At 42.4% G+C, this 21,729-nt stretch carries 19 protein-coding genes; 17 read left to right on the top strand and 2 right to left on the bottom strand.

Going from position 1 to position 21,729, the window contains the following annotated elements:
* Window positions 1-11: 11 nt before the first annotated feature.
* On the top strand, window positions 12-851 hold the full coding sequence (locus KI659_RS11210) for a universal stress protein (protein WP_213945429.1): 840 nt from the start codon (window positions 12-14) through the stop codon (window positions 849-851).
* On the opposite strand, the gene KI659_RS11215 is transcribed toward KI659_RS11210, so the two are convergent.
* Complete coding sequence (locus tag KI659_RS11215) at window positions 848-1,534, bottom strand: tetratricopeptide repeat protein (protein ID WP_213945430.1); 687 nt, start codon at window positions 1,532-1,534, stop codon at window positions 848-850. The genes KI659_RS11210 and KI659_RS11215 overlap by 4 nt on opposite strands.
* A gap of 125 nt (window positions 1,535-1,659) precedes the next feature.
* Between KI659_RS11215 and holA the strand changes: the two genes are divergently transcribed.
* The 9 genes from holA (at window position 1,660) to trmB (ending at window position 12,254) form a co-directional block, all read left to right on the top strand.
* On the top strand, window positions 1,660-2,682 hold the full coding sequence (gene holA / locus KI659_RS11220; RefSeq protein WP_213945431.1) for a DNA polymerase III subunit delta: 1,023 nt from the start codon (window positions 1,660-1,662) through the stop codon (window positions 2,680-2,682).
* A 28-nt stretch (window positions 2,683-2,710) separates the two neighbouring features.
* Window positions 2,711-5,695, top strand: a complete 2,985-nt coding sequence (locus KI659_RS11225; RefSeq protein ID WP_213945432.1) for a tetratricopeptide repeat protein — start codon at window positions 2,711-2,713, stop codon at window positions 5,693-5,695.
* Between the two features lie 31 nt (window positions 5,696-5,726).
* Window positions 5,727-7,379, top strand: coding sequence for a TonB-dependent receptor (locus KI659_RS11230; protein ID WP_213945433.1), 1,653 nt, complete (start codon window positions 5,727-5,729; stop codon window positions 7,377-7,379).
* Between the two features lie 98 nt (window positions 7,380-7,477).
* A complete protein-coding gene (locus tag KI659_RS11235; protein ID WP_213945434.1) occupies window positions 7,478-8,251 on the top strand; it encodes an SPOR domain-containing protein in 774 nt (257 codons plus the stop codon).
* Between the two features lies 1 nt (window position 8,252).
* Window positions 8,253-8,945, top strand: a complete 693-nt coding sequence (locus KI659_RS11240) for a MotA/TolQ/ExbB proton channel family protein (RefSeq protein WP_213945435.1) — start codon at window positions 8,253-8,255, stop codon at window positions 8,943-8,945.
* A 3-nt stretch (window positions 8,946-8,948) separates the two neighbouring features.
* Window positions 8,949-9,341 carry an ExbD/TolR family protein gene (locus KI659_RS11245; RefSeq protein ID WP_213945436.1) on the top strand — a complete coding sequence of 131 codons (393 nt, stop codon included), beginning with the start codon at window positions 8,949-8,951 and terminating at the stop codon, window positions 9,339-9,341.
* 9 nt (window positions 9,342-9,350) lie between these two features.
* Entirely contained in the window at window positions 9,351-10,304 is a 954-nt protein-coding gene (locus KI659_RS11250) for an energy transducer TonB (RefSeq protein WP_213945437.1), read from the top strand.
* A gap of 10 nt (window positions 10,305-10,314) precedes the next feature.
* Complete coding sequence (locus tag KI659_RS11255) at window positions 10,315-11,592, top strand: bifunctional folylpolyglutamate synthase/dihydrofolate synthase (protein ID WP_213945438.1); 1,278 nt, start codon at window positions 10,315-10,317, stop codon at window positions 11,590-11,592.
* A 2-nt stretch (window positions 11,593-11,594) separates the two neighbouring features.
* A complete protein-coding gene (gene trmB / locus KI659_RS11260) occupies window positions 11,595-12,254 on the top strand; it encodes a tRNA (guanosine(46)-N7)-methyltransferase TrmB (RefSeq protein ID WP_213945439.1) in 660 nt (219 codons plus the stop codon).
* A 58-nt stretch (window positions 12,255-12,312) separates the two neighbouring features.
* Here trmB and KI659_RS11265 read toward each other — a convergent pair whose 3' ends face one another.
* Window positions 12,313-12,936: a phosphoribosylanthranilate isomerase gene (locus tag KI659_RS11265; RefSeq protein ID WP_213945440.1), complete on the bottom strand. Its 624-nt coding sequence runs from the start codon at window positions 12,934-12,936 to the stop codon at window positions 12,313-12,315.
* Between the two features lie 118 nt (window positions 12,937-13,054).
* On the opposite strand from KI659_RS11265, the gene KI659_RS11270 reads away from it, so the two are divergent.
* The 7 genes from KI659_RS11270 (at window position 13,055) to KI659_RS11300 (ending at window position 21,678) form a co-directional block, all read left to right on the top strand.
* Window positions 13,055-13,729 (top strand): hypothetical protein, encoded by a 675-nt coding sequence (locus KI659_RS11270; RefSeq protein WP_213945441.1) that lies wholly within the window; start codon window positions 13,055-13,057, stop codon window positions 13,727-13,729.
* A complete protein-coding gene (locus tag KI659_RS11275; protein WP_213945442.1) occupies window positions 13,719-15,356 on the top strand; it encodes a S8 family serine peptidase in 1,638 nt (545 codons plus the stop codon). Before KI659_RS11270 ends, KI659_RS11275 begins: the two co-directional genes overlap by 11 nt.
* Window positions 15,357-15,385: 29 nt before the next feature.
* Window positions 15,386-16,039 (top strand): ribulose-phosphate 3-epimerase, encoded by a 654-nt coding sequence (gene rpe, locus KI659_RS11280; protein ID WP_213945443.1) that lies wholly within the window; start codon window positions 15,386-15,388, stop codon window positions 16,037-16,039.
* A 146-nt stretch (window positions 16,040-16,185) separates the two neighbouring features.
* Window positions 16,186-16,713: a hypothetical protein gene (locus KI659_RS11285; protein WP_213945444.1), complete on the top strand. Its 528-nt coding sequence runs from the start codon at window positions 16,186-16,188 to the stop codon at window positions 16,711-16,713.
* 112 nt (window positions 16,714-16,825) lie between these two features.
* Window positions 16,826-17,806: a hypothetical protein gene (locus KI659_RS11290; protein WP_246535373.1), complete on the top strand. Its 981-nt coding sequence runs from the start codon at window positions 16,826-16,828 to the stop codon at window positions 17,804-17,806.
* A 96-nt stretch (window positions 17,807-17,902) separates the two neighbouring features.
* Entirely contained in the window at window positions 17,903-20,458 is a 2,556-nt protein-coding gene (gene gyrA / locus KI659_RS11295; protein WP_213945445.1) for a DNA gyrase subunit A, read from the top strand.
* Between the two features lie 11 nt (window positions 20,459-20,469).
* Window positions 20,470-21,678, top strand: coding sequence for a tetratricopeptide repeat protein (locus tag KI659_RS11300; protein ID WP_213945446.1), 1,209 nt, complete (start codon window positions 20,470-20,472; stop codon window positions 21,676-21,678).
* Window positions 21,679-21,729 lie beyond the last annotated feature (51 nt).

Here is a 21,729-nt window from a genome sequence, read left to right on the forward strand (position 1 = left end):
AAAGAGCATTTATGAGTACTTTTAAAATATTGTGTCCGACTGATTTTTCAGAATGCTCACTCAATGCGATTGAGTATGCGGCCAAACTGGGTGAAAAATACCAAGCAGAATTGATATTGTTTCATGTTCCAAATACAGATGATTATCAAAAGCTATTGTCTAGGGATCCGAAAATGTATGATTTGCTCAATTTTGCTGAGAAGAAAATAGAGAGCCTAGTCAAGGAGGTAGAAAAAGAGAGCATTCCGAAAGGACTGGCCGCCGTGACCAGTGAAATTAAGGAAGGCAAAACGAGTTCGACCATTCTAGAATATGCAGATGAGCACAAGGTAGACATGATCATCATGGGCACCGAGGGAATCAACGATTTCAAATCCAATTATATAGGCACCCGCACTTCAAAAGTAGTCGCAAAATCCGACCATGACGTATTTGTTGTCCCAAGGAAAGTTTTCTTCAAAAAGCCTCGCAAGTTTGTGTATGCTACCGACTATATGGAGGAAGATAAGATTGCCATCCAAAAAGTCGTAGAATTGGCCAGTTTTTATGACAGCGAAATAGACATTGTCCATGTAGGCACCAAGAAGAAGCAGATAGACAAGGCGCTTCATCAGACGATGATGGCCGAACTGGAGCCATTTATCCGCTATGAAAAGGTCAATTACGTATTAAAAAGCTATAGGGATGAGCCAGGCCTGGGACTTGAAAATTACTTAATCACAGCGAAAGGGGATGTATTGGTCACCTTAAGCAAAAAAAAGAGCTGGTTTGACCAACTCTTTACTGATAACCTGTCCAAAAAGATGTCTTATTTTATTAATAAGCCTTTATGGGTCATAAAATCTGTTTAATCCTTTTTCCTAAATAAGAAATCGAAAAACTCTTTGCGGGTCTTGCCATCGGTGAATACATCTTTGACAGTAGAGAGGTAGTTTTTCAGCGACAATTTTGAATCCTGATCGTTTTCCTGATCACCAATGGTGGGAAGATCTTCAGGATTTTTTTGTGGAATTTCAGTTTCTTTGGGCTTATAGCCCACCAATTCATCTGCTTTATGGAAGCTTTTCTTGGCTCTCTGCTGATAGCCGAGCTTTTCTTCTACCAAGCCTTTGTTGTTATAAGAAACGGCATCTTCCGGATCCATTTCTATAGCTTTTTCATAATCTGCGATTGAACCTTCCAAATCACCAATTCTATCCTTGAAATAAGCTCGGCTGGAATATCTGTAGGGGTTTTGTGGATCAAGGTTTAAGGCCTTATTGAACGCCTCCAAGGCCTCCTCGTTTCTTTTCATCAAGTGAAGCACCACTGCCTTGTCACTGATAAAATCGGTATTGTGCGGCTCCATGCCGGAAATTGTCTCGAAATCGCTCAACGCATTTTCCAATTGACCCAACCTGGATAAAATCCGGCCTCTAAACAGCATGTATTCAGTATTCTTGGGATCTTCATCCACCAGCTCATTGAAATGAACCAATGCTTCCTCAAACTTACCTATTTTATAAAGTCCTACTGCTATCTCTAGTTTTTTCACAATTTTTGGTTTGGTTTGATAAGAATACAAATTTAACAGTAATTAAGTTTAATTGGCAGTTATAGGTCTTTATTATCCCTTTTTAAAAGGCTAATAATTTATATATTTGAACCAAATTCCAACTTATGCCCGCAAAACCAGAAGAAGTCCTCAAGAACTTAAAGGCAGGAAAATATGCCCCTGTTTACTTTTTGCAAGGTGAGGAACCTTATTTCATTGACCAAATCGTAAACCACATTGAAAAGCATGCAATCCCTGAACATGAGAAGGGATTCAACCAGGTGATGATGTATGGCAAGGATGCCAACATGAGCGTGGTAATCACTAATGCCAAACGCTTTCCTATGATGGCTGAGAGGCAGCTGGTGATTGTAAAAGAAGCCCAGTCCATATCGGATTTGGGCAAGGAAGCTGGCGACAGCTTGCTCTTATCCTACCTTCAAAATCCCCTTCCTAGCACCATACTGGTTTTTTCCCATAAGTACAAAACCCTTGATGGAAGAAAACCTCTGGCCAAGGAATTGGATAAAAAAGCCATTTTGGTAAAGTCAGACAAGGTTCCTGAGTACAAATTGGCTCCTTGGGTAAATGATTATTTTAAGAGCAAAGGTTTTTCCATTGATGTGAAGGCCGCCCAGATTTTGGCAGAATCTATTGGCAATAACCTGGAGGTGTTGACCAACGAAGTGGATAAGATGCTTATCAACTTTTCGGAGCCAGTGGAGATCAACAGCCAGCATATCCAGCAGTTTATCGGGATCAATAAGGAATACAACAACTTTGAGCTGACCAAGGCCTTGAGCTATAGGGATGTGATTAAGGCCAACAAAATCATTACCTATTTTGCGCAGAATACGAAGAACAATCCCTTAATTCCGATCATCGCTCTATTGTACCTACATTACTCCAGGATTTTATTGGTGCACGGCAACAAGGATAAACCGGATTCAGCGTTAGCATCCATGTTGAAGGTGAATCCCTATTTTGTGAAAGAATACATCCTGGCGGCCAAAAACTACCCCTTAGGCAAGGTTATTGATAATATGGGCTATTTGAAAGAGGCAGATTTAAGGTCCAAAGGCGTGGATTCCGCTGGACTGGATGATGCACAAATTCTCAAGGAGCTGGTGTTTAAACTCACCCATTAAGATTAATATTTTCCGTTTTGATATAAGAATGAAGAAGTCTTCCTTATTACTCATTGCGTGTGGTCTTTATTTGCAGACCAACGCGCAGTCCACGTTATACCAGACCAGCACACTCAAACAGTTTGACGATGCCTACGAGCTTTTTCACAAAGAGCATCTCACTGCCGCAAAATTTAGCTTTGACCACCTGAGAAACCGGGTGCTTTCCGAAAACAGGGAGGCAGCCTCGGAGTATTTTCATGCCGTATCGGCACTCCAAATTGAAAATCCAGACGGGCCTAGCAGATTGATGGAGTTCACGGAAACCAACCCCGACCATCCAAAGGCCAATGAGGCACTGTGGGTGCTGGGAAACTTCCATTTTGAAAAAAGAGATTATAGGGCAGCTATTGCCAGTTTTCAAAAAGTCAATGAAATAGCCCTCAGAGATGAGGATGGAGAGCAGGTTCCCTTCAAATTGGGATATGCCTTTTTCCAGCTTAATGACTATAGAAATGCGCAAACCTATTTCGATAGGGTAAAAAGATCCCGCACCAATATGGTTCCTGATGCCTATTATTACTCAGGCTATATCGCCATGGAACAGGGGAATTTTGATAAGGCCATAGCCGATTTTAAGGAGGCAGACAAAAGCAGGACTTATTCCGATAAGGTCCCTTACATGCTTTCGGCCATGTATTACCGTCAGGGATATTACAATGAACTGATCCAGTATGCCGAACCAATTATCAATAGCAGAAACAACTTGGACCGCAAGGAAGAAATCTACTTGCTAATGGCTGAGTCTTATTTCGAACGTCGGGATTTTCCCAACGCGGCTAGATATTACGATGCATTTGTAGCCGCAAAAAGAAGACCTCTGTCGAGAGATCAAAAATACAAGGCCGGCGTTGCCCAGTTTGAAACCAAAAATTATCAGCAAGCCACTAACTATTTTAAAGAGGTGGCTTTGGAAAACGATAAATTGGGTCAGGTGAGTAGCTATTACTTGGGACATTCCTATTTGAAGCTCAACAATCCACAATTTGCTGTTAATAGCTTTAGCGCAGCCTACAAAAGCAACCATGACAGCCGAATTACAGAGGAGGCATTGTATAACTATGCAAAGGTAAGCCTTGAAAGAGGGGTTTTTCAGGATGCCATTATGGCTCTGGATAGTTATTTGGAATCGTATCCTTCTGGAACCCATGTGCAGGAAGTAGGCGAAATGCTTTCTGACGCCTTGGTAAATACAAACAATTACCTCAAGGCCATTGAGCATATAGAGCGCTTGCCACGCAAGTCAGACCGGATCAAGGCTGCTTACCAAAAGGTGTCTTTTTATCAAGGTATCACTTATTTCAATGACTCCAAGTTTAGGCAAGCCATCAGCTATTTTGACAAAAGCCAAACTTATCCGCTTGACAGGGATATAGTAAATCAGTCCAATTTCTGGAAAGGGGAGGCCTATTCTGGTCTAGAGGATTTGCCGGCAGCCATCCGCGCATACGAAGCGGTGATCAATTCCAACGCCAGAGGAAGAGAGCCTATTTTGGTGAGCACTCATTATGGCTTGGGCTATGCCTACTTTAACAATGAAAACTATAGCCGCGCTGAAGAGCAATTCAAACAGTTTACCGAAAAAGTCAACCCAAATGTTGAAAGGGAAAACTATGAGGATGCCATGATGCGCCTTGGGGATACCCAGTATGTGCAGAAGAAATTTGGTCAAGCCGAAGCTACCTTTAACCGAGCAATCAACGAGGGAAACAGAAATAGCGATTACGCCTATTTCCGAAATGGTGTAGTTTTGAATTTCCAAAACAGAAATTCCGATGCCATCCGCTCCCTGAGTCAGGTAACTGAAAATTTTCCAAATAGCCGATATCTGGAGGATGCCATCTTCCAAAAGGCTCAAATCAACATGGAAGAAACCCGCTACAGTGAAGCGGTGGATGGGTTTACAAGATTGATAAACTCTAGGCCCAATAGTCCGTTTGTACCGTTCGCACTTGAGGGTAGGGCAGTGGCCAATTATTCCCTAAAGCGATATGACCAGACGATAAATGATTACAAAAGAATCCTGGATAATTTCCCGCATTCCTCCAATGCCAATGCGGCACTTGTGGGTCTGCAGGAGACCTTGTCTCTTCAGGGCAGGTCTGGAGAATTTTCCAGCTATCTAGCCAATTACAGAAATGCCAACCCAGGCAATGAAAGTCTCCAAGGGGTTGAATTTGAGTCGGCTAAAAACCTGTTCTTTAACCAGGCCTACAAAGAGTCTATTAAAGCCTTCCAGGATTACTTGCGAAACTACCCCCAAAGCGGTCAACAGCAGGAAGCCAACTACTTCATTGGCGATGCATATTACCGAATGGGAGACAAGAATAAAGCTTTAGAGTATTTCTATAACCTTCAAAAAGGTCAAGAATCTTCCCAAACGATGCGTGCAACTATCAAAATTGGGGAAATCGAGTATGAAGCGGAAAACTATAAAAAAGCAATTCCATATTTGAGAACCTCCTCCAAAAATGCCAGAAACAAGATAGAGGAGTTTGAGGCAAATAGGAGGCTGATGCAATCTTACTATCAATTGGAAAAATATGATTCAGCTATCCATTTCTCTGACAAAGTAATTGAATTGGGCAATGTGACTGCTGATGCGGAGAGCCAGGCCATGCTGTTGAAAGCGAAAGCATACAAGAAGCAGAAAAAGGATTCTCAGGCGGAAGAAGTGCTTACCAATCTGGTAAAGGCTTCCCCAAGTGAGCAGGGCGCTGAAGCCTTGTATCTTTTGGCCAAAAGCCATCACGACAGTGGGCGATTCAACAAGTCCAACGAGACCATATTTGATCTTTCTGGACCTTATGGGGCCTACGATTACTGGTATGGCAGAAGCTTCCTTCTTTTGGCTGAAAACTACATCCAGCTAGGTGAAACCTTCCAGGCCAAAGCTACTTTGGAATCAATTGTGGAAAGGTCCAGCAATGAAAAAGTGAAAGAAGAAGCCAAAAAGAAGCTGGAAAGCATTTAAACCCATTCCTTGAAGTTATATTTTGAAAACAATGAATAAGCCATTTATATTCTTTACTTTATGCATGGGTTTATTTGCCCAAACGGCACTTGGACAGGATACAAGAGGAGAGGTGAAGGACCAGGAATTTGTCATCCGCAAGGATAGGGTGTTGACCCTGCCTACTATGCCGAGAAACTTCCAGCGTACCCCAAACCTGCCATCTGCACAGGGGGTAGGCAACCTCAGGTATGATGTCCATAATTTCTTTCTGACGCTGCCTCCAGTGGAAACCAACATTCAGGCATATCAGAAAAGATTTGAAAGTCAGAAGCCTGAACTTTTCAACAGCTATACAAAATTGGGTTTTGGAAATTACCTTTCGCCGTTAGCGGAAATCCTCCTTAACAGCAAGGAAAGTGATTACATGAACTTTGGGGCTTTTATTAAGCATCAGGGTTTTTATCAAGGACCTGTAGACGGGGAAAATTCGGCCGAAGATCACACTACCGTAAGACTTGACGGTAGCTATTACCTCGAAACAGCAGAAGTCTATGGCCATGTGGGCTACAATAGAGATAAATATCATTTCTATGGTTACACGCCCGGCTTGGAAGTTATTGCCCAAGACATTGCACAAGTTATGCATACAGCCTACGGTGATGTTGGGATTCGGAACATAGACCAGCAACAGGCCTTTAATTATGATGCGGCATTTTCATCCAGAATTTTCAGAGATTCGTATTTGGCTAGGGAGGCGGAGATCGGCCTGAAGGCAAATCTGGGTTTCAGAGCTAATGAAAACCTCAGAGCTTATGTAAATACGGATGCTTATTTTACTACTCCTCAAGATCAGTTTTATGATAATATAAACAGAAATTTCCTGAGAGTAACGCCAAAAGTAACTTATATAAAAGAAGGGTTGAAGGTCAAAGCAGGTGCAAACTTGGTGGTGGAAAATGATGTAGTTTCCAATAAGAATTCTGATTTCCACATTTTCCCGACCGTGTATGCCAGCTATAAATTCACGGAGGAAATTGGGATTTTTGCAGGTTTGGAAGGGGATGTGATCAGAAACACCTACTATGACTTTGTTATGGAAAACCCGTTTCTAGGTCCTAGCCAAGGCTTGCTAAACACCATTCAGAACTTCCAATTGAGCGCAGGGGTCAATGGAGACATCTATGATGAAGTTACTTACACAGTGGGTGCAAAATACGGCAGGTTTAACAACATGCATTTCTATGGAAACAACAGCAACGACAGCACACGCTTTGAACTGATGTACGATGACCAAACGGATGTATTGAACATCAATGCGGGCATGGGATGGCATTTTGAGGATTGGTACCAACTGGAGGCCACAGCGGATTATTACCAATACAACCTGAATGAATTGACAGGGGCTTGGCATAGACCGGAGTGGGAGCTCAAAATCAACAACAACATTACCCCGAACGAGAAATTGCTTATCAACGCCTCAGCATTGGCAATGGGAGGGATCAGGGTAATCAATCTGGAATCAGGCCGTCAGGATAAATTGGGGCCTTTATTTGACTTGAGTGCAAGAGTGGATTATGCCTTCACCAAGCAATTCTCTGCTTTTGCTATGGGAAATAATTTGCTGAACCAAAATTACCAGCGTTTCTGGAACTACAGGGTGCGAGGCATTCAGGGAATTGGGGGAATCACGTTCAAGTTTTAGTCTAAATCCGGCCGTTCATAAATATTGTGGGCAATATTGGCTAATTAAAGCTTTTGTCTTAGCTTAGTAGATTAATTGTCACCATATAATTTTTAAGAATGGCTGAAAAAGATAACCAAAATACCCCGTCAAACGAGGATGCAGACAAGGATTTTGGGCTTCCTAAAGTGAAAATTACACCTTTGCAACCTTCGGAGAGCAAGGAGGAAAAACCTTCAGAAACGCCAATAGCTCCAGTTAGTAAACCGGAGCCAAAACAACCCGAAGCGGAGCAGCCTAAAAAGCAGGAACCGGAAAAGAAGAAGCAAGAATCTACCCCTGTGGCGGCGGCTCCAAAAGTTGAAGCGAAAAAGCCAGAAAAAGATAAGGACCAAACAACCACCTTTTCCTCTGTTTCCAAAAAAGAGGAGAAAAAGAAAGATGGCAAAAAAGGTTGGGTTTGGGCAGCTTTGATTCTGTTGTTTTTGGGATTTGCCGCTGTGTTATTTTGGTATGTGTATTTGAATGAGGAACCTGCACCGGCTCCTCAGGTGACTGAACAGCCGGCACCTACTCCGCCTCCGGTAGTAGAAGAGGAGGAGCCAGTAGTGGAAGAGGAGCCTGAAACATTTACCTTGACCCAAATAAAATCCAGAGCGGAGGCGCCACGTTATTTCTTAGTAGTTGGCAGCTTTATTGATGAGGACATGGCGCTGGATTATTCGGAGCGCTTAATTGAAAAAGGAATAAATACGTACATAGTTTATCCATATGGACAGATAGCCTATTATAGATTAGCCGTAGGGGAGTTTGAAAACGTCGCCTTGGCATTGGAAGAACTCGAGCGAGTTCAAGCAGATTATCAAGAAAATTTATGGGTATTGAAATATTAACATGATCTTATTACAAACTATCTCCACTGACAACCAAGTGGTTGCAGACACCTTAACCAACTTAGATTCCGCGAGTTCAAACATTGGCCTATTAGATCTAATGATCAAAGGAGGCTATATGATGATTCCCCTCTATTTGTTGTTTATTCTTGCCGTTTTCATTTTTGTGGAAAGGGTAATTACCATCCGCAAAGCCGCCAAAACGCCAAAAGGCTTGGTGGACCAGGTGAAAATGATGGTACAGGGTGGCGACATCCAGCGTGCTAAAATGGTTTGCCATGGTGAAAACACCCCGGTAGCCAACATGATCGCAAAAGGCCTGGACAGAATCGGCAGCCCTCTGAAAAACATTGAAGTGGCTATCGAGAATGTCGGCAAAATCGAAATTTACAAGCTGGAAAAGAACTTAGGCCTTTTGGCAACAGTTTCAGGTGCGGCACCGATGATCGGTTTCTTGGGTACGGTGGCAGGTATGATCCGTGCCTTCATCGGAGTGGCCCAAGAAGAGGGCATGGTATCACCAAAGCTTCTTTCTACCGGTATTTATGAAGCCATGATCACTACGGCCACTGGTCTTGTAGTGGGTATCGTAGCCTATTTGGGTTATAACTACCTTGTCGGACAGGTATCCAAACTGATCCACAGCATGGAGTACACCACAGTGGAATTTATTGACCTTTTGCAGGAAAAATAAGCTATGGCATTACAATCCAAAAATAAGATCGAAGCAGCATTTTCCATGTCCTCCATGACGGACATTATATTTCTGTTGCTGATCTTTTTTATGTTGACCTCGTCATTCATCACCCCATCTGGACTTCCGGTCAATCTGCCAAGCAGTGAGACCTCTGATATTGTGATGCAAGAGGTGACGGTCACCGTAACGAAAGACCTGAGATTTTCAGTCAATGACAGAACAGTTAATCGAGATGAAATTAAAAATGAATTAACTGCGTTGTTAAAGGATCACAAAGGAACAGTGGTGTTGCATATTGACAAGGAGGTTCCTGTAGAATATCTCGTTGAAATCGGGGGCATTGCGGCCACCTTGGAGGCAAATGTGTCCATCGCCACTAAACCATATAAATAATCATTTACAATGGCTTACTGGGATTTAAGTAAAGATGAAGCTGACAGCAATAAAAAGGCGTTGATAATTACCATTATCCTTAACGTATTATTGCTTGTGGCTATCTATTTCATAGTGGTTTGGCGACCACAAGTGCCCCCTATACCCCAATTCGGACTCGAACTAAGTTTGGGCTTTACCGATATGGGAAGCGGAACCACTCAGACTACCGCCCCCCCTTCCGAAAGTGAAGTGGTGCGACAGGAGGCTCCGGCCCCTGGTGAGGTCACTCAGCAGCCAACCCAGCCAGCAACTCCAGCTCCCCAGCCTGAAACCAAAACGGCTAAGCCAGCACCTAGCCAATCCCAAACTACCTTTGAAACGCAGTCCAAAGTAGCCAGCCCGTTGAAGGGTGGTGAAAAAACCACGGAGGCTAACAAAGAAAGTACGGCCAAAGCAAAGTCTGACCAGCCTGTCACTCAACCTCAGAAGGCTGAAGATGAAAAAACGGTAAAGCAAGCTGAAGAAACACCTAAAATTGACCAACGAGCCATATTCGGTGCCGGAGGGTCTACGGGTAGCAGTCAACAGCAGTCAGCGGGCAGCAACCAAGGCACCTCCAATCAACGCGGCGATGAAGGCAATCCTCAGGGAAGCGTGGACGGTAGGGCTTTGATGCAATCTGGAACCGGGAATGCGGGATCTGGGGCAGGCTACAACCTTGAACTTGCAGGTTGGGATTTTGCATCCAAACCTAATATCAAAGATCAGGTTTCCTCGAGAAACGGTAGAATTGTTTTCAGAATCACCATTGATGATAGCGGAAAAATAGTACAGGCAATACCGTTGGAATACAATGTATCCAATGATGTGCTAGCCTATTACAGAACAGTTGTCAATCAATTGACCTTTAAGCGCCAAAGTGGTAATCCTTCTGCAGAATATTCAACCGGAAAAATCACATTCGTCATCCAAGTAGACTAATACAGACTTCATGACTTACCAAGAAACATTGGACTATCTGTTCAATGCTCTGCCCATGTACCAAAGAATCGGTGCGGTGGCCTATAAAACGGATCTTACCAATACGATTGCGCTTTGCCAGCATTTGGGCGATCCGCAAACCAAATTTAAATCCATCCACGTGGCCGGTACCAACGGAAAGGGGAGTACTTCCCATTCTATTGCGGCGATATTACAAGAGGCCGGCTATAAAGTCGGCCTTTATACTTCTCCACACCTCAAATCCTTTACGGAAAGAATAAAAATAAATGGTGCTGAAATCCCCGAGGACGCTGTAGTGACATTTGTGGAAAAGCATAAAAACTTTCTTGAGGATTTGATGCCAAGCTTTTTTGAAATGACCGTAGGAATGGCCTTTGAGCATTTCGCCAAGGAAAAGGTGGATTATGCTGTAATTGAGGTAGGACTAGGGGGTAGACTGGACAGCACCAACGTCATTACTCCTGAAATCTGCGTGATTACCAATATTGGACTGGACCACACCCAATTCCTAGGGGATACCCTTCCCAAAATTGCCGCTGAAAAAGCTGGTATTATCAAAGAAAGAGTGCCAGTGGTAATTTCTGAATTGCAGCCAGCTACACTTAAAGTTTTTATTCAAAAGGCAGATGAAAAGCATGCGCCGATCTTCTTTGCTGAGGAATATTACAATGTGCAGTTTAAGGAAGTCGATGAGGAAGGAAAAGCCGTTTTTATAGCCAATGGAGCTCCAATTAAATTTGACCTTACGGGGAAATATCAGCAAAAAAACCTGGGTGGAATTTTGAAGGCCATAGATGTATTAAAGGAAAATGGGCTAAAGATTTCGGCAGAAAACATATCCAATGGTCTTCTTAAAACGGTTTCTTTGACAGGTTTAAAAGGAAGATGGCAAAAGATTAACAATCAACCACTAACGTATTGTGACACAGGCCACAATTCTGAAGGATTTGAATATATTCTCAAGCAAATTGAGGAGACACCTCATGAAAAGCTTTTCATGGTATTGGGCATGGTCAATGACAAGGACATCAGCAAAGTACTGTCAATGATGCCTAAAGATGCAGAATACATTTTTTGCCAGGCAAATATACCCAGAGCTCTTCCTGCTTCAGACCTTTACGAGGCCGCGAGTAAAATGGGCCTGAGAGGTGAAATCATCCCTGATGTCAACCAGGCAATTGCGGAAGTTTTGAAAAAGGCGGGGAAAAATGATTTTATTTTTGTCGGAGGGAGTACCTTTGTGGTTGCAGAAATTGAGAATTTATAACAATGGGAAGAAACAAGCTCCTAAGATTTAAAGAAAACGAGGAAAATTTTAATGTTGTTCAGGAAGGCAAACCTTCTTTTGAAACCATAAAAGGCAACTGGAAGGAAGTCCAGTTTAAAAACAATAACCCTATAGTAGTGGAGCTTGCCTGCGGAAGAGGGGAGTTTACCGTTGGTTTGGCAAGGGAAAACTCCGAGCAGAACTTCATCGGTGTGGACATCAAGGGCTCCAGAATATGGAAGGGCAGCAAAATCGCCATAGCTGAGGATTTGCAGAATGTGGCCTTTCTAAGGACTCAAATAGAGCAATTGGAGAAGTTTTTTGCCCCAAAAGAAATTCATGAACTTTGGATCACTTTCCCTGATCCTAGGCCAAGAGATGGAGATGAGAAAAAACGCCTCACTTCTCCCAGATTTTTGGAAATGTACAAGCCTATGCTAGATGAAGGTGGAATAGTCCACCTAAAAACAGATAACACTGGATTGTTTGAATACACCTTAGAATTATTGAACTTACGGGAGGACATCACCAATTTGGAGCATACTTTCGACTTCTATCAATCATCTTTTCAACACGAACATTTTGGTATCAAGACCAGATATGAAAAGATTTTCAGTGATAAAGGGGAAAAAATTAAATACTTGAGATTCTCTTTTAAATAAGATACCCCTCAGATGATAAAAAAGCTCCCACCTTCGATGTGGGAGCTTTTTTTTTGGATCAGTCTTCTACTTCAAGTGTTTCTAAAATATCAGCCAGCTCATCGAAATCCTTGATTCCTGGCTTGATTTCATCACCACCTTTCAGTGCAATTCCTTTGATCTGGGTTTCCTCCAAAAGCTCATTTACATTTTCAGCCGTAATATCAAAGCCGACCAGCACATCACACTTGCTGCTCAATTCATTGATTTTTGCCTTGACTGACTGGTCAAGCGAAAGGTCACCCTCCAGCAGAACTACAATTCCGCCATCTTTTAATGATTCAGCCATCATGATAACCTCATCCAGGCGTTCTATTTTTTCCAATTCCACCTTCCAAATCAACCCATAATTTGTATTCAAGAGCATTTGAAGGTGCGCTTCCTCCTCAATTTGAATAAAGGTAAATCCCTCATAGTCCTGTAGGGTAGTTAAGATGTTTTCGGGGTGTGAGTTTTTGAACTCCGCCACAAATTCAACTCCCGAAACCCAGTCGGAAAGCACTTTGAATTTTTGGGGAGATATATAATTGGAGTCATTCTGCTCCAATGCAAAGCCCATGACGTTCACATACATGCCAGCACAGTAGCGGGCGTCACTGAGGTTGTTTACGCTGCTGATTTTAACAAAGGTTCTTAATGCCATTATTCTTTTGTTTTTTCTCTAAAAATCAAAGATACATAGAATTTATTTTCTTCCTTTTGCCAAAGCACTTTCAAAAGAAAGATGTATTTTTGAATCAAACTGGTTTACAGCCCCATTCATGAAAGCCTCGTACATCGTCTTACTTTTTGTTGTGTTCTTCTCCTGTCAGGAATCCGAGGACCTGATCTTGGATAAAGGTTATGATTATCAGCCTCTTCAGGAAGGCTTCAGGTGGACCTACCAGCTTTCGGAAACCATTTGTTTTGGGGAAAATGACTGCGAATCAGCCAATTTCTTCATCAGGGATTCCGTAGCACAGCGGTACAAGGCTGAAAATAATCTGGATGTTTTTGTTATAGTGAGACGAAAATCCCCTGATCGCAGAGATTGGAAATTTGATAGCCAGTATACCATGCATATAGAGGAGGGGAAGTTGCTTAGAAGAAAAGATAATGAGTTCATTGTTCCATTGATATTTCCCCCGAATGAAAACCGCCAATGGAACGGAAACCTTTACAATGTAGCTTCCCGGGAAATATTCAAGATTTCTAGGGAGAAAAATTATAAGGTAGGCCAGCTTAACTTTTCCGAAGTGTTGAAGGTTTTACATGAGGAATTCGATGATTTAATTACCTTGCGGGATGTGCGGCATGAGATTTTTGCAAAGGGCATAGGATTGGTAGAGAGTTATTATGAAAGATTCAATTACTGTTCGCGAAATGATTGCCTAGGGGAACAAAGGATCGAATCGGGCCGTTTAACGCATATAAAGTTGCTTTCCTATGATCAATAAAAGAATAGCCTTTCTAGCACTTGGGTTTTCCCTGCTTAGTCTTACCCTTGAGGCCCAAGACAGATTTGCTATAAAGTATAAATACAAGCCCCAATCCGCATTTGAACTTGATTCTCCTCTGGATTTTTTGACAGAAGGAACTTTACAAAGAAGAGCAAGGGAAAAAGTTAGCTTGGACAGTTTAGATCTCCCCGTTTCGCCCGCTTATATCGAAACCATCACTCCATTAGTGGAGAAAGTTCATTACCATACCAAATGGTTAAACGCCTCTATTGTGGTAGCTTCCGAAGAGCAGGTTGAAGAGGTCAAAGCTTTGCCCTTTGTGGAAGACGTCGAGTTGGTTGGTCGTGGTTTTTATGATTATGGGCAGACTGCCAGAAAAGAGGCATTAAAAATCCCCATCAAAATCAGGCTGAAATCAAAAAGTGACAAGGCCTATATGTTCCAAAATGAGCTATTGGGAATCCCTGAAATGCATGAGGAAGGTTATACAGGCGAAGGGGTGACCATTGCCGTATTTGACGGAGGATTCCAAAATGCAGATAGAATCGATGCACTTCGGCACCTATTTGACAATGGCCGCATCACTGCCACACGTGATTTCGTTATCCCGGGCTCGGATGAGGTTTTTCGAACTGACACCCACGGCACCGGCTCATTGTCACTTATAGCTGCCTTTGATCCCAATTCATTAGTAGCTGGTGCCTATAATGCAAATTATATTTTGGCCATTACCGAAGATGTGAGCTCAGAATACCGAATAGAAGAATACAATTGGGTGAGGGCTGCAGAATATGCCGATAGTTTGGGAGTGGATATTATCAACAGTTCGTTGGGCTACAATTTATTCAATGAGTCTTCTATGAATTATTCGAAAGAAGACCTTGATGGGAAAACCGCTGTGATTACCAGGGGAGCAAACATTGCCGCTGAAAAGGGCATTCTAATCGTTTCCAGTGCCGGAAATGAAGGAAATGGTTCTTGGAAAACTATCACAGCTCCATCCGATGCCAATGGAATTCTTTCAGTGGGGGCGGTGACCAATAATTTACAAAAATCCAATTTCAGTAGCATCGGCCCTACTGCCGACGGAAGGACAAAGCCAGAGGTGACGGCACTGGGTAGCAGCGTGACTTTATGGAGAAACAATTCTTCTATTGGAACGGCTAGTGGCACCTCTTTTTCAGCCCCACAGGTAGCGGCACTAGCAGCCGGACTTTGGGAGGCCAAACCGGAATTATCCAAAGCAGAACTTTTAGAGCTTATATTAAGTACCTCTAGCCAAGCTGACGAACCAGACAATAATTTGGGTTATGGAATTCCAAATTTCACCAGAGCCTATTTTGGCGTAGTGACCGAAGTTGAAAAGGAAATTGAAGAAGCCAAATTAAATATTTTTCCTAATCCCACGGATGGAAACGAGCTCTTTATCAATTATGGACGCTTGAATGAATGTGAATTCAGCCTCTACGACCTCAATGGTAAACTTCTCTCCAGCGCAAATCTTAACAGAAATTCCTTTGAGCAACCCTATTCCATATCGGTAGGAGATCTGAGAGCAGGTATGTATATTATCCAAGTCCGAGAATCCAACAAGCCAGAGAGAATTAAATTTGTCAAAAAATAGTTTAATCAATTACATATAACCCCCAAGTAATGAGTGTATTAATTGCGCCATCAGTTTTGGCGTCTGATTTTGCCAACCTTCAAAGTGAGGTTGAAATGCTAAATGATTCCCAAGCCGATTATATCCATGTCGACATCATGGATGGAGTATTTGTTCCCAACATTTCTTTTGGTATCCCGGTCACCGAAGCCATTAAAAAGCACGCCAAAAAGCCTTTGGATGTGCATTTGATGATTGTTAATCCGGATCAATATTTAGAGGCATTTCAAAAGGCAGGAGCGGAAATAATATCCGTACACGTCGAGGCATGTAACCATTTGCACCGCACACTGCAGGCCATCAAAGATTTGGGTTGCAAAGCTGGTGTGGCAGTGAACCCTCATACCTCTGTTGATGTTTTAGAAGATGTGATTCAGGATCTTGACCTAGTTTGTATAATGTCAGTCAATCCAGGCTTTGGAGGGCAAAAGTTTATCGAAAACACCTACAAAAAGGTTAGAAAGCTTAAAGAAATGATAAACAGAGCAGGTTCTTCCACTTTGATTGAGATCGATGGGGGAGTCAACCAGGACAATGCATCAAAGTTATTTGAAGCTGGAGCGGATGTTCTTGTGGCTGGGAGTTTTGTTTTCAGCGCAAATGATCCAAAAGGAACAATTGCCAGGTTGAAAGAAATTAGATAAGTACAATAAAAAATGCGTTTATTTCCGTTTAAGAAGCTTTAACGATTGAAATGGCGTATTTTTTGAAATATTTCTTGTTATCTTAACTGGAATCAATTTAATTGAAACCTTGAATTACGAAAATTAACCTAAACTAAATAAATACGATGAAGCGATTATTTGTATTAGCTATTTTACTTGCTGGCTTGTTGAATGTAAATGCCTATGCGCAAACAGAAGCTGAAGCCAACTCTGATGAGATCACTGAAGAAGAGCTTGAAAAGTTTGCCGCCATGGAAGACTCTGTTATGGCTTTCTATGAAAGAAAGAACGAAGAGCTTGTAGATATGATCAAAAACAATGAGACTATCGAAGGTGCAGGAAGATACAATGAAATCAAGGCCGCTTGGGGTGATGATGAGAAAATGGAAGCTGCAAACGTAACTGACGAAGAAAAGGAAGCCTACCAGGAAATCCTTGATTTCATGGAAGAGCTTGCCAAGGAAGTTAGAGAGTTGAAAACCAACATCATCATGGACAAAGACCAGTTAGGTGCTGCAACTTACAACAAGATCAATAAAGCCATGAAGGAAGACCCAGAAGTAAAAGAAAAGGTCGACACTAAAATTGCTGAAAAGAAAGAAGAAAGAGAGGCCAGATCAGGTGAAGAGTCAGATGCAACTGACGCTGAGTAATACAAATTAGTAAAATATAGGAATAAAAAAGCCTTCTGTAACACGGGAGGCTTTTTTGTTTCCTTTATTGAGCATTAAGCTGTATTTTTAGAATTCAGAATTGTTGGAAAAGATGAGAGTAAGCTTAAAATTATCCGTATTAATTGTTTTCCTCGTAAGCTGCCTATCTTCGACAGTGCAAGCACAGGAGGACTATTTTGGCATTGATACCAAGGCCAAGAAACCTAAAAGTAACAGCAGTATAGGCAATGCGGCCCGGAATGTGATCAGCGCCATCAGTCTGGACGTTACTGGAGGGTATGGATACCATCTTCACAGTTTGAATTTCATTTCAACAGACTATACCGCTTACCCCATAACCTTTCAGGGTGAAGAGGCTGCTCCGGGGATTAGCTTCGGGGAGGAAGTCAATTTTAGGGGCTCCAATTTCGCCCTCCCTGTGAATGCAGGCGTCAAAATTGACCTTTTTGGAATTGCTACCATCGGCGGCGGCGTAGCCCGGGAGTGGGGGAGGATGAATGCCCCAACTTACAACGATTATGCATTCAATTACGCCACGCATGCCTATGTTTTTGATAAATTATACGGCACAGTAGGTATCATTATCTATGATGCGCGCAAGAGGGCGTCGTTTCTGAATTGGCGATACCGGAAATACTCCGGCAGCAATACTTATATGCAGGCCGAAAGAAAATTAAGGCTCCGGCAGCATTATCCTTGGAGATTTATTTTGGAGGGCGAAGCTGGGCAGATTATGATTAGGGAATCTTTTGATCCAAATTTGGTTGCAACCGATCCATTTTATGGAGTTGGTTTAAGAGTAGAGCGAGAACTTTCAGAATATGTAAAGGTATTTATTAAGCCCAATTTTGAAGTGAGGCGCATGGAATTACAAAATCCCACACTTGAGGAAAACCAACTTTTTATCCAACAGCTGATGACACTGAATGCGGGACTTTCCCTACGTATGCCAGGAACCAAGCGGTGCAAAGTGAGCGGCTGTGGGGTGAAAATGAAGCACATACACGACGGGGTGGAATACCGCGGAAGCTCAATCTTCAACATGCAGAATCGTAAGATCGGCCAATGGTAGGATGAAAACCTTATTTTTGGTTAAATCACGCTTATTTACAGTTTTAAAACCTTATTCTTTTTATTATCTTGCAAACTAATATTGAGAAATTTACTTATGGCTCAAGGAGAAAACGAGAACATTATACCCATTAATATAGAAGAGGAAATGCGCGGAGCGTACATCGATTATTCGATGTCAGTTATCGTTTCCAGAGCATTACCCGACGTTAGGGATGGTCTAAAACCTGTTCATAGAAGAATTCTTTACGGAATGCAGGAATTGGGAGTAACCCATAACAAACCTTATAAAAAATCAGCAAGAATAGTCGGAGAGGTACTCGGTAAATATCACCCACATGGTGATTCTGCCGTTTACGAAACCATGGTGAGGATGGCTCAACATTGGTCCTTGAGATACCCTTTGGTAGATCCACAAGGTAACTTTGGTTCAGTGGATGGGGATTCTCCTGCCGCCATGCGTTATACCGAAGCCAGGCTTAAGAGAATAGCTGAGGAGTTGCTGGTTGACATCAATAAAGAGACTGTTGATTTTCAGTTGAACTTTGATGACTCACTAAAAGAGCCCGTCGTTTTACCAGCTAAGATACCCAATCTTTTGCTTAACGGCGCCAGCGGTATTGCCGTAGGTATGGCCACCAATATGGCTCCCCATAACTTGGGTGAGGTAGTAGATGGTATCACAGCCTATATTGACAACCGTGACATCACCATACCGGAATTGATGGAATACATCGTGGCTCCGGATTTCCCTACAGGGGGTATCATCTACGGATACAACGGGGTGAAATCCGCATTTGAAACCGGTCGTGGCCGTGTGGTGATGCGAGGGAAAGCCACCGTGGAAACCAAGGATAACGGTAAGGAGATGATCGTAATTCACGAAATTCCTTATTTGATCAACAAGGCCAATATGATTGAAAAGACGGCCCAATTAATCAATGAGAAGAAACTCGAAGGGATATCTGCCATCCGTGACGAATCTGATCGCAGAGGTATGCGAATTGTCTATGAGCTGAAAAAAGATGCCATCGCGAATGTTATTTTAAATAACCTATATAAGCACACAGGTCTTCAGACCTCATTTAGTGTCAACAATGTGGCATTGGTCAAAGGCCGTCCACATACCCTTAATCTCAAAGACCTTATCGTCCACTATGTAAATCACCGACACGAAGTGGTGATCAGAAGGACAGAGTATGAATTAAGAGAAGCGGAAAAGAGAGCACACATCCTGCAAGGTTATTTGATTGCCTTGGATCATTTGGATGAGGTGATTTCCTTGATTAGAAATTCTAGAGATCCAGAAACTGCAAGAAACGGTTTGATGGAGAGGTTTGATCTTAGCGAAATTCAGGCTAGAGCTATTCTGGACATGAGATTGCAGAGGCTTACCGGAATGGAACGTGAGAAGATCCAGAATGAGTACGATGAGATCATGAAACTTATCGAAGAGCTAAAAGCGATTTTGGCGGATGAAGGTAAGCGAATGCAGATCATCAAGGATGAACTTCAGGAAATGAAGGATCGCTATGCTGACCCAAGAAGAACTGATATAGAGCATAATGCTGAGGATTTCTCTTACGAGGATATGATTCCAAATGAAGAGGTAATCATCACGGTTTCACACCAGGGCTATGTAAAAAGGACCCCTGTGACTGAATATCGTACTCAAAGTAGAGGAGGGGTCGGATCAAGGGGGGTAACCACCAAAGAGGATGATTTCACAGAATACTTATTTTCTGCATCCACACATAATTACCTTTTGATCTTTACGGATAAAGGAAAACTTTTCTGGTTGAAAACCTATGCAATTCCGGAAGGAAGCAAAACCTCGAAGGGCCGTCCTATCCAAAACTTGATCAATATTGAAAGCGATGACAAGATCCGTTCTATCATCCAGGTTACTGATCTGAATGATGAGGATTACATCAATAATAACTTCTTGGTGATGGTAACCAAAAACGGTATCATCAAAAAGACAACCTTGGAGCAATATTCCCGTCCTAGGACAAATGGAATCATAGCTTTGAACATCCGCGAAGATGATCAACTGTTAAATGTGGAAATGACCCATGGAGACGCCCACATTATCATAGCAGCCAAATCTGGAAGGGCAATCCACTTCCACGAGTCTACCGTGAGACCGATGGGAAGGACCGCAACAGGAGTAAAAGCCATCAGTCTAGCGGACGAAAATGACTATGTCGTTGGCATGGTTTGTGCTTTACGCGAAGATGCAACCCTTTTAGTTGTTTCTGAGAAAGGTTACGGAAAGCGCTCAGCACTAGAGGAATATAGAATCACAAACAGGGGCGGAAAAGGAGTAAAAGCCATGAATGTCACCGAAAAAACTGGAAGCCTGGTTGCCATTAAAGAAGTAGTTGATACAGATGATTTAATGATTATTAACAAGTCTGGAATCACAATCCGAACTCCAGTGGCTGATCTTCGGGTTATGGGTAGAGCTACCCAAGGCGTTAGGTTGATCAAGCTCAGCGAAACGGACGAGATTTCTTCAATTGAAAAGATTGAGCGAATTGAAGAAATAGTAGAGGAGTTAACTGAGAATGCCGAAAATCAGATTGAAGGCAATGACAGCCAGTCAGAGGGTGACGACAACAACACAGAAAAACCAAACAATATAGAATAAACATACGACAAATGAGAAAATTAATTCTATCGTTAGTATTAGTGGCATTTGCCACAGGAGCCTTCGCACAAAAGAAGGTGGTGCGTTCTGCAGAACGAAATTTTAAAAAAGGGCAATATGAAGAAGCTTTGACGGATATCGAAGCCGCTCTACAAAGTGAAGAAACCGGTGATGATCCTAACACCCACATGGTGAAAGGTAAAATCAAGACCATGATGTTTGAGCAAGACGAAAACAACAATCAAGAGACGGTTTCTACTGGAAGAAATGCTTACGATTCATTCGAAAAAGCCATGGAGCTTGATGGTAATGATAAGTCAAGCAAAATCGGCAAGGAGATCTATAAAGAAGTGCTACCAGGAATGCCTGAAAACCTTCAGGGCGAAGGTATCCTAAGATTGAAAGCTGCCTCTTTGGAAAAAGCTATCGAAAGATACGAGGAAGATGACATGGAGCTTGCCCATGAGTTTTTCTCTTTGGCAGCTGATATCGACCCAGCTGACACTTCCATGGTGTTTAACGCAGGTTATACTGCAAACATGATAGAGAAATATGAGCCAGCAAAAAAATACTTCACTCAATTGCTTGATGATGAAGAGTACAACAAGCTGAACGCTTATTATTTCTTAATCCAAATTGCCACTTCAGTAGACGAAGATCAGGAAGAAGCTTATAGATTGGTTTCTGAGGCTAGAGAAGAGTATCCTACTGACAAGGGTCTTCAAGAATTTGAGATCCAATTGTTGTTGCAACTTGACAAAATGGACGAAGCTATGGCTTCAATCGAGAAGGCGTTGGAAGAAGATCCAAATGATACAGCTATCCGTTTGAGATACGGTTATTTGAAAGAGCAGTCTGGGGACCTTGAAGGTGCTTTGGAAGAATATAAGAAAACGGTGGAATCAGACCCTGAATTCTTCGAAGGAAACTTCTACGCTGGAGCAATCTACTTGGATAAAGCTAGAACTATCATTGCTGATGTAAATAACCTTCCTGATGATGAGTGGGAAGCTAAATCTGATGATATGTTAAAAGAAGCGGACGGCTATTATGAAAGCTCAATCCCTTATTTCACGAAAGCTTCAGAATTGCAGCCTGAAAACACAGAGGTGTTGGAAATTCTTTTCCAGATCCACACAAGGTTGAAAAACACTGAGAAAGCTGAGGAATACGACCAGAAACTTCAGGAGCTTTTAGGTCCTGACTGGATGGAAGGATAATAAATAACTTAAAAGGCCACTTCACAGTGGCCTTTTTTATTTTAGTACTTT

This window comes from Litoribacter ruber (genome assembly GCF_018449405.1).
Classification (GTDB): Bacteria; Bacteroidota; Bacteroidia; order Cytophagales; family Cyclobacteriaceae; genus Litoribacter; species Litoribacter ruber.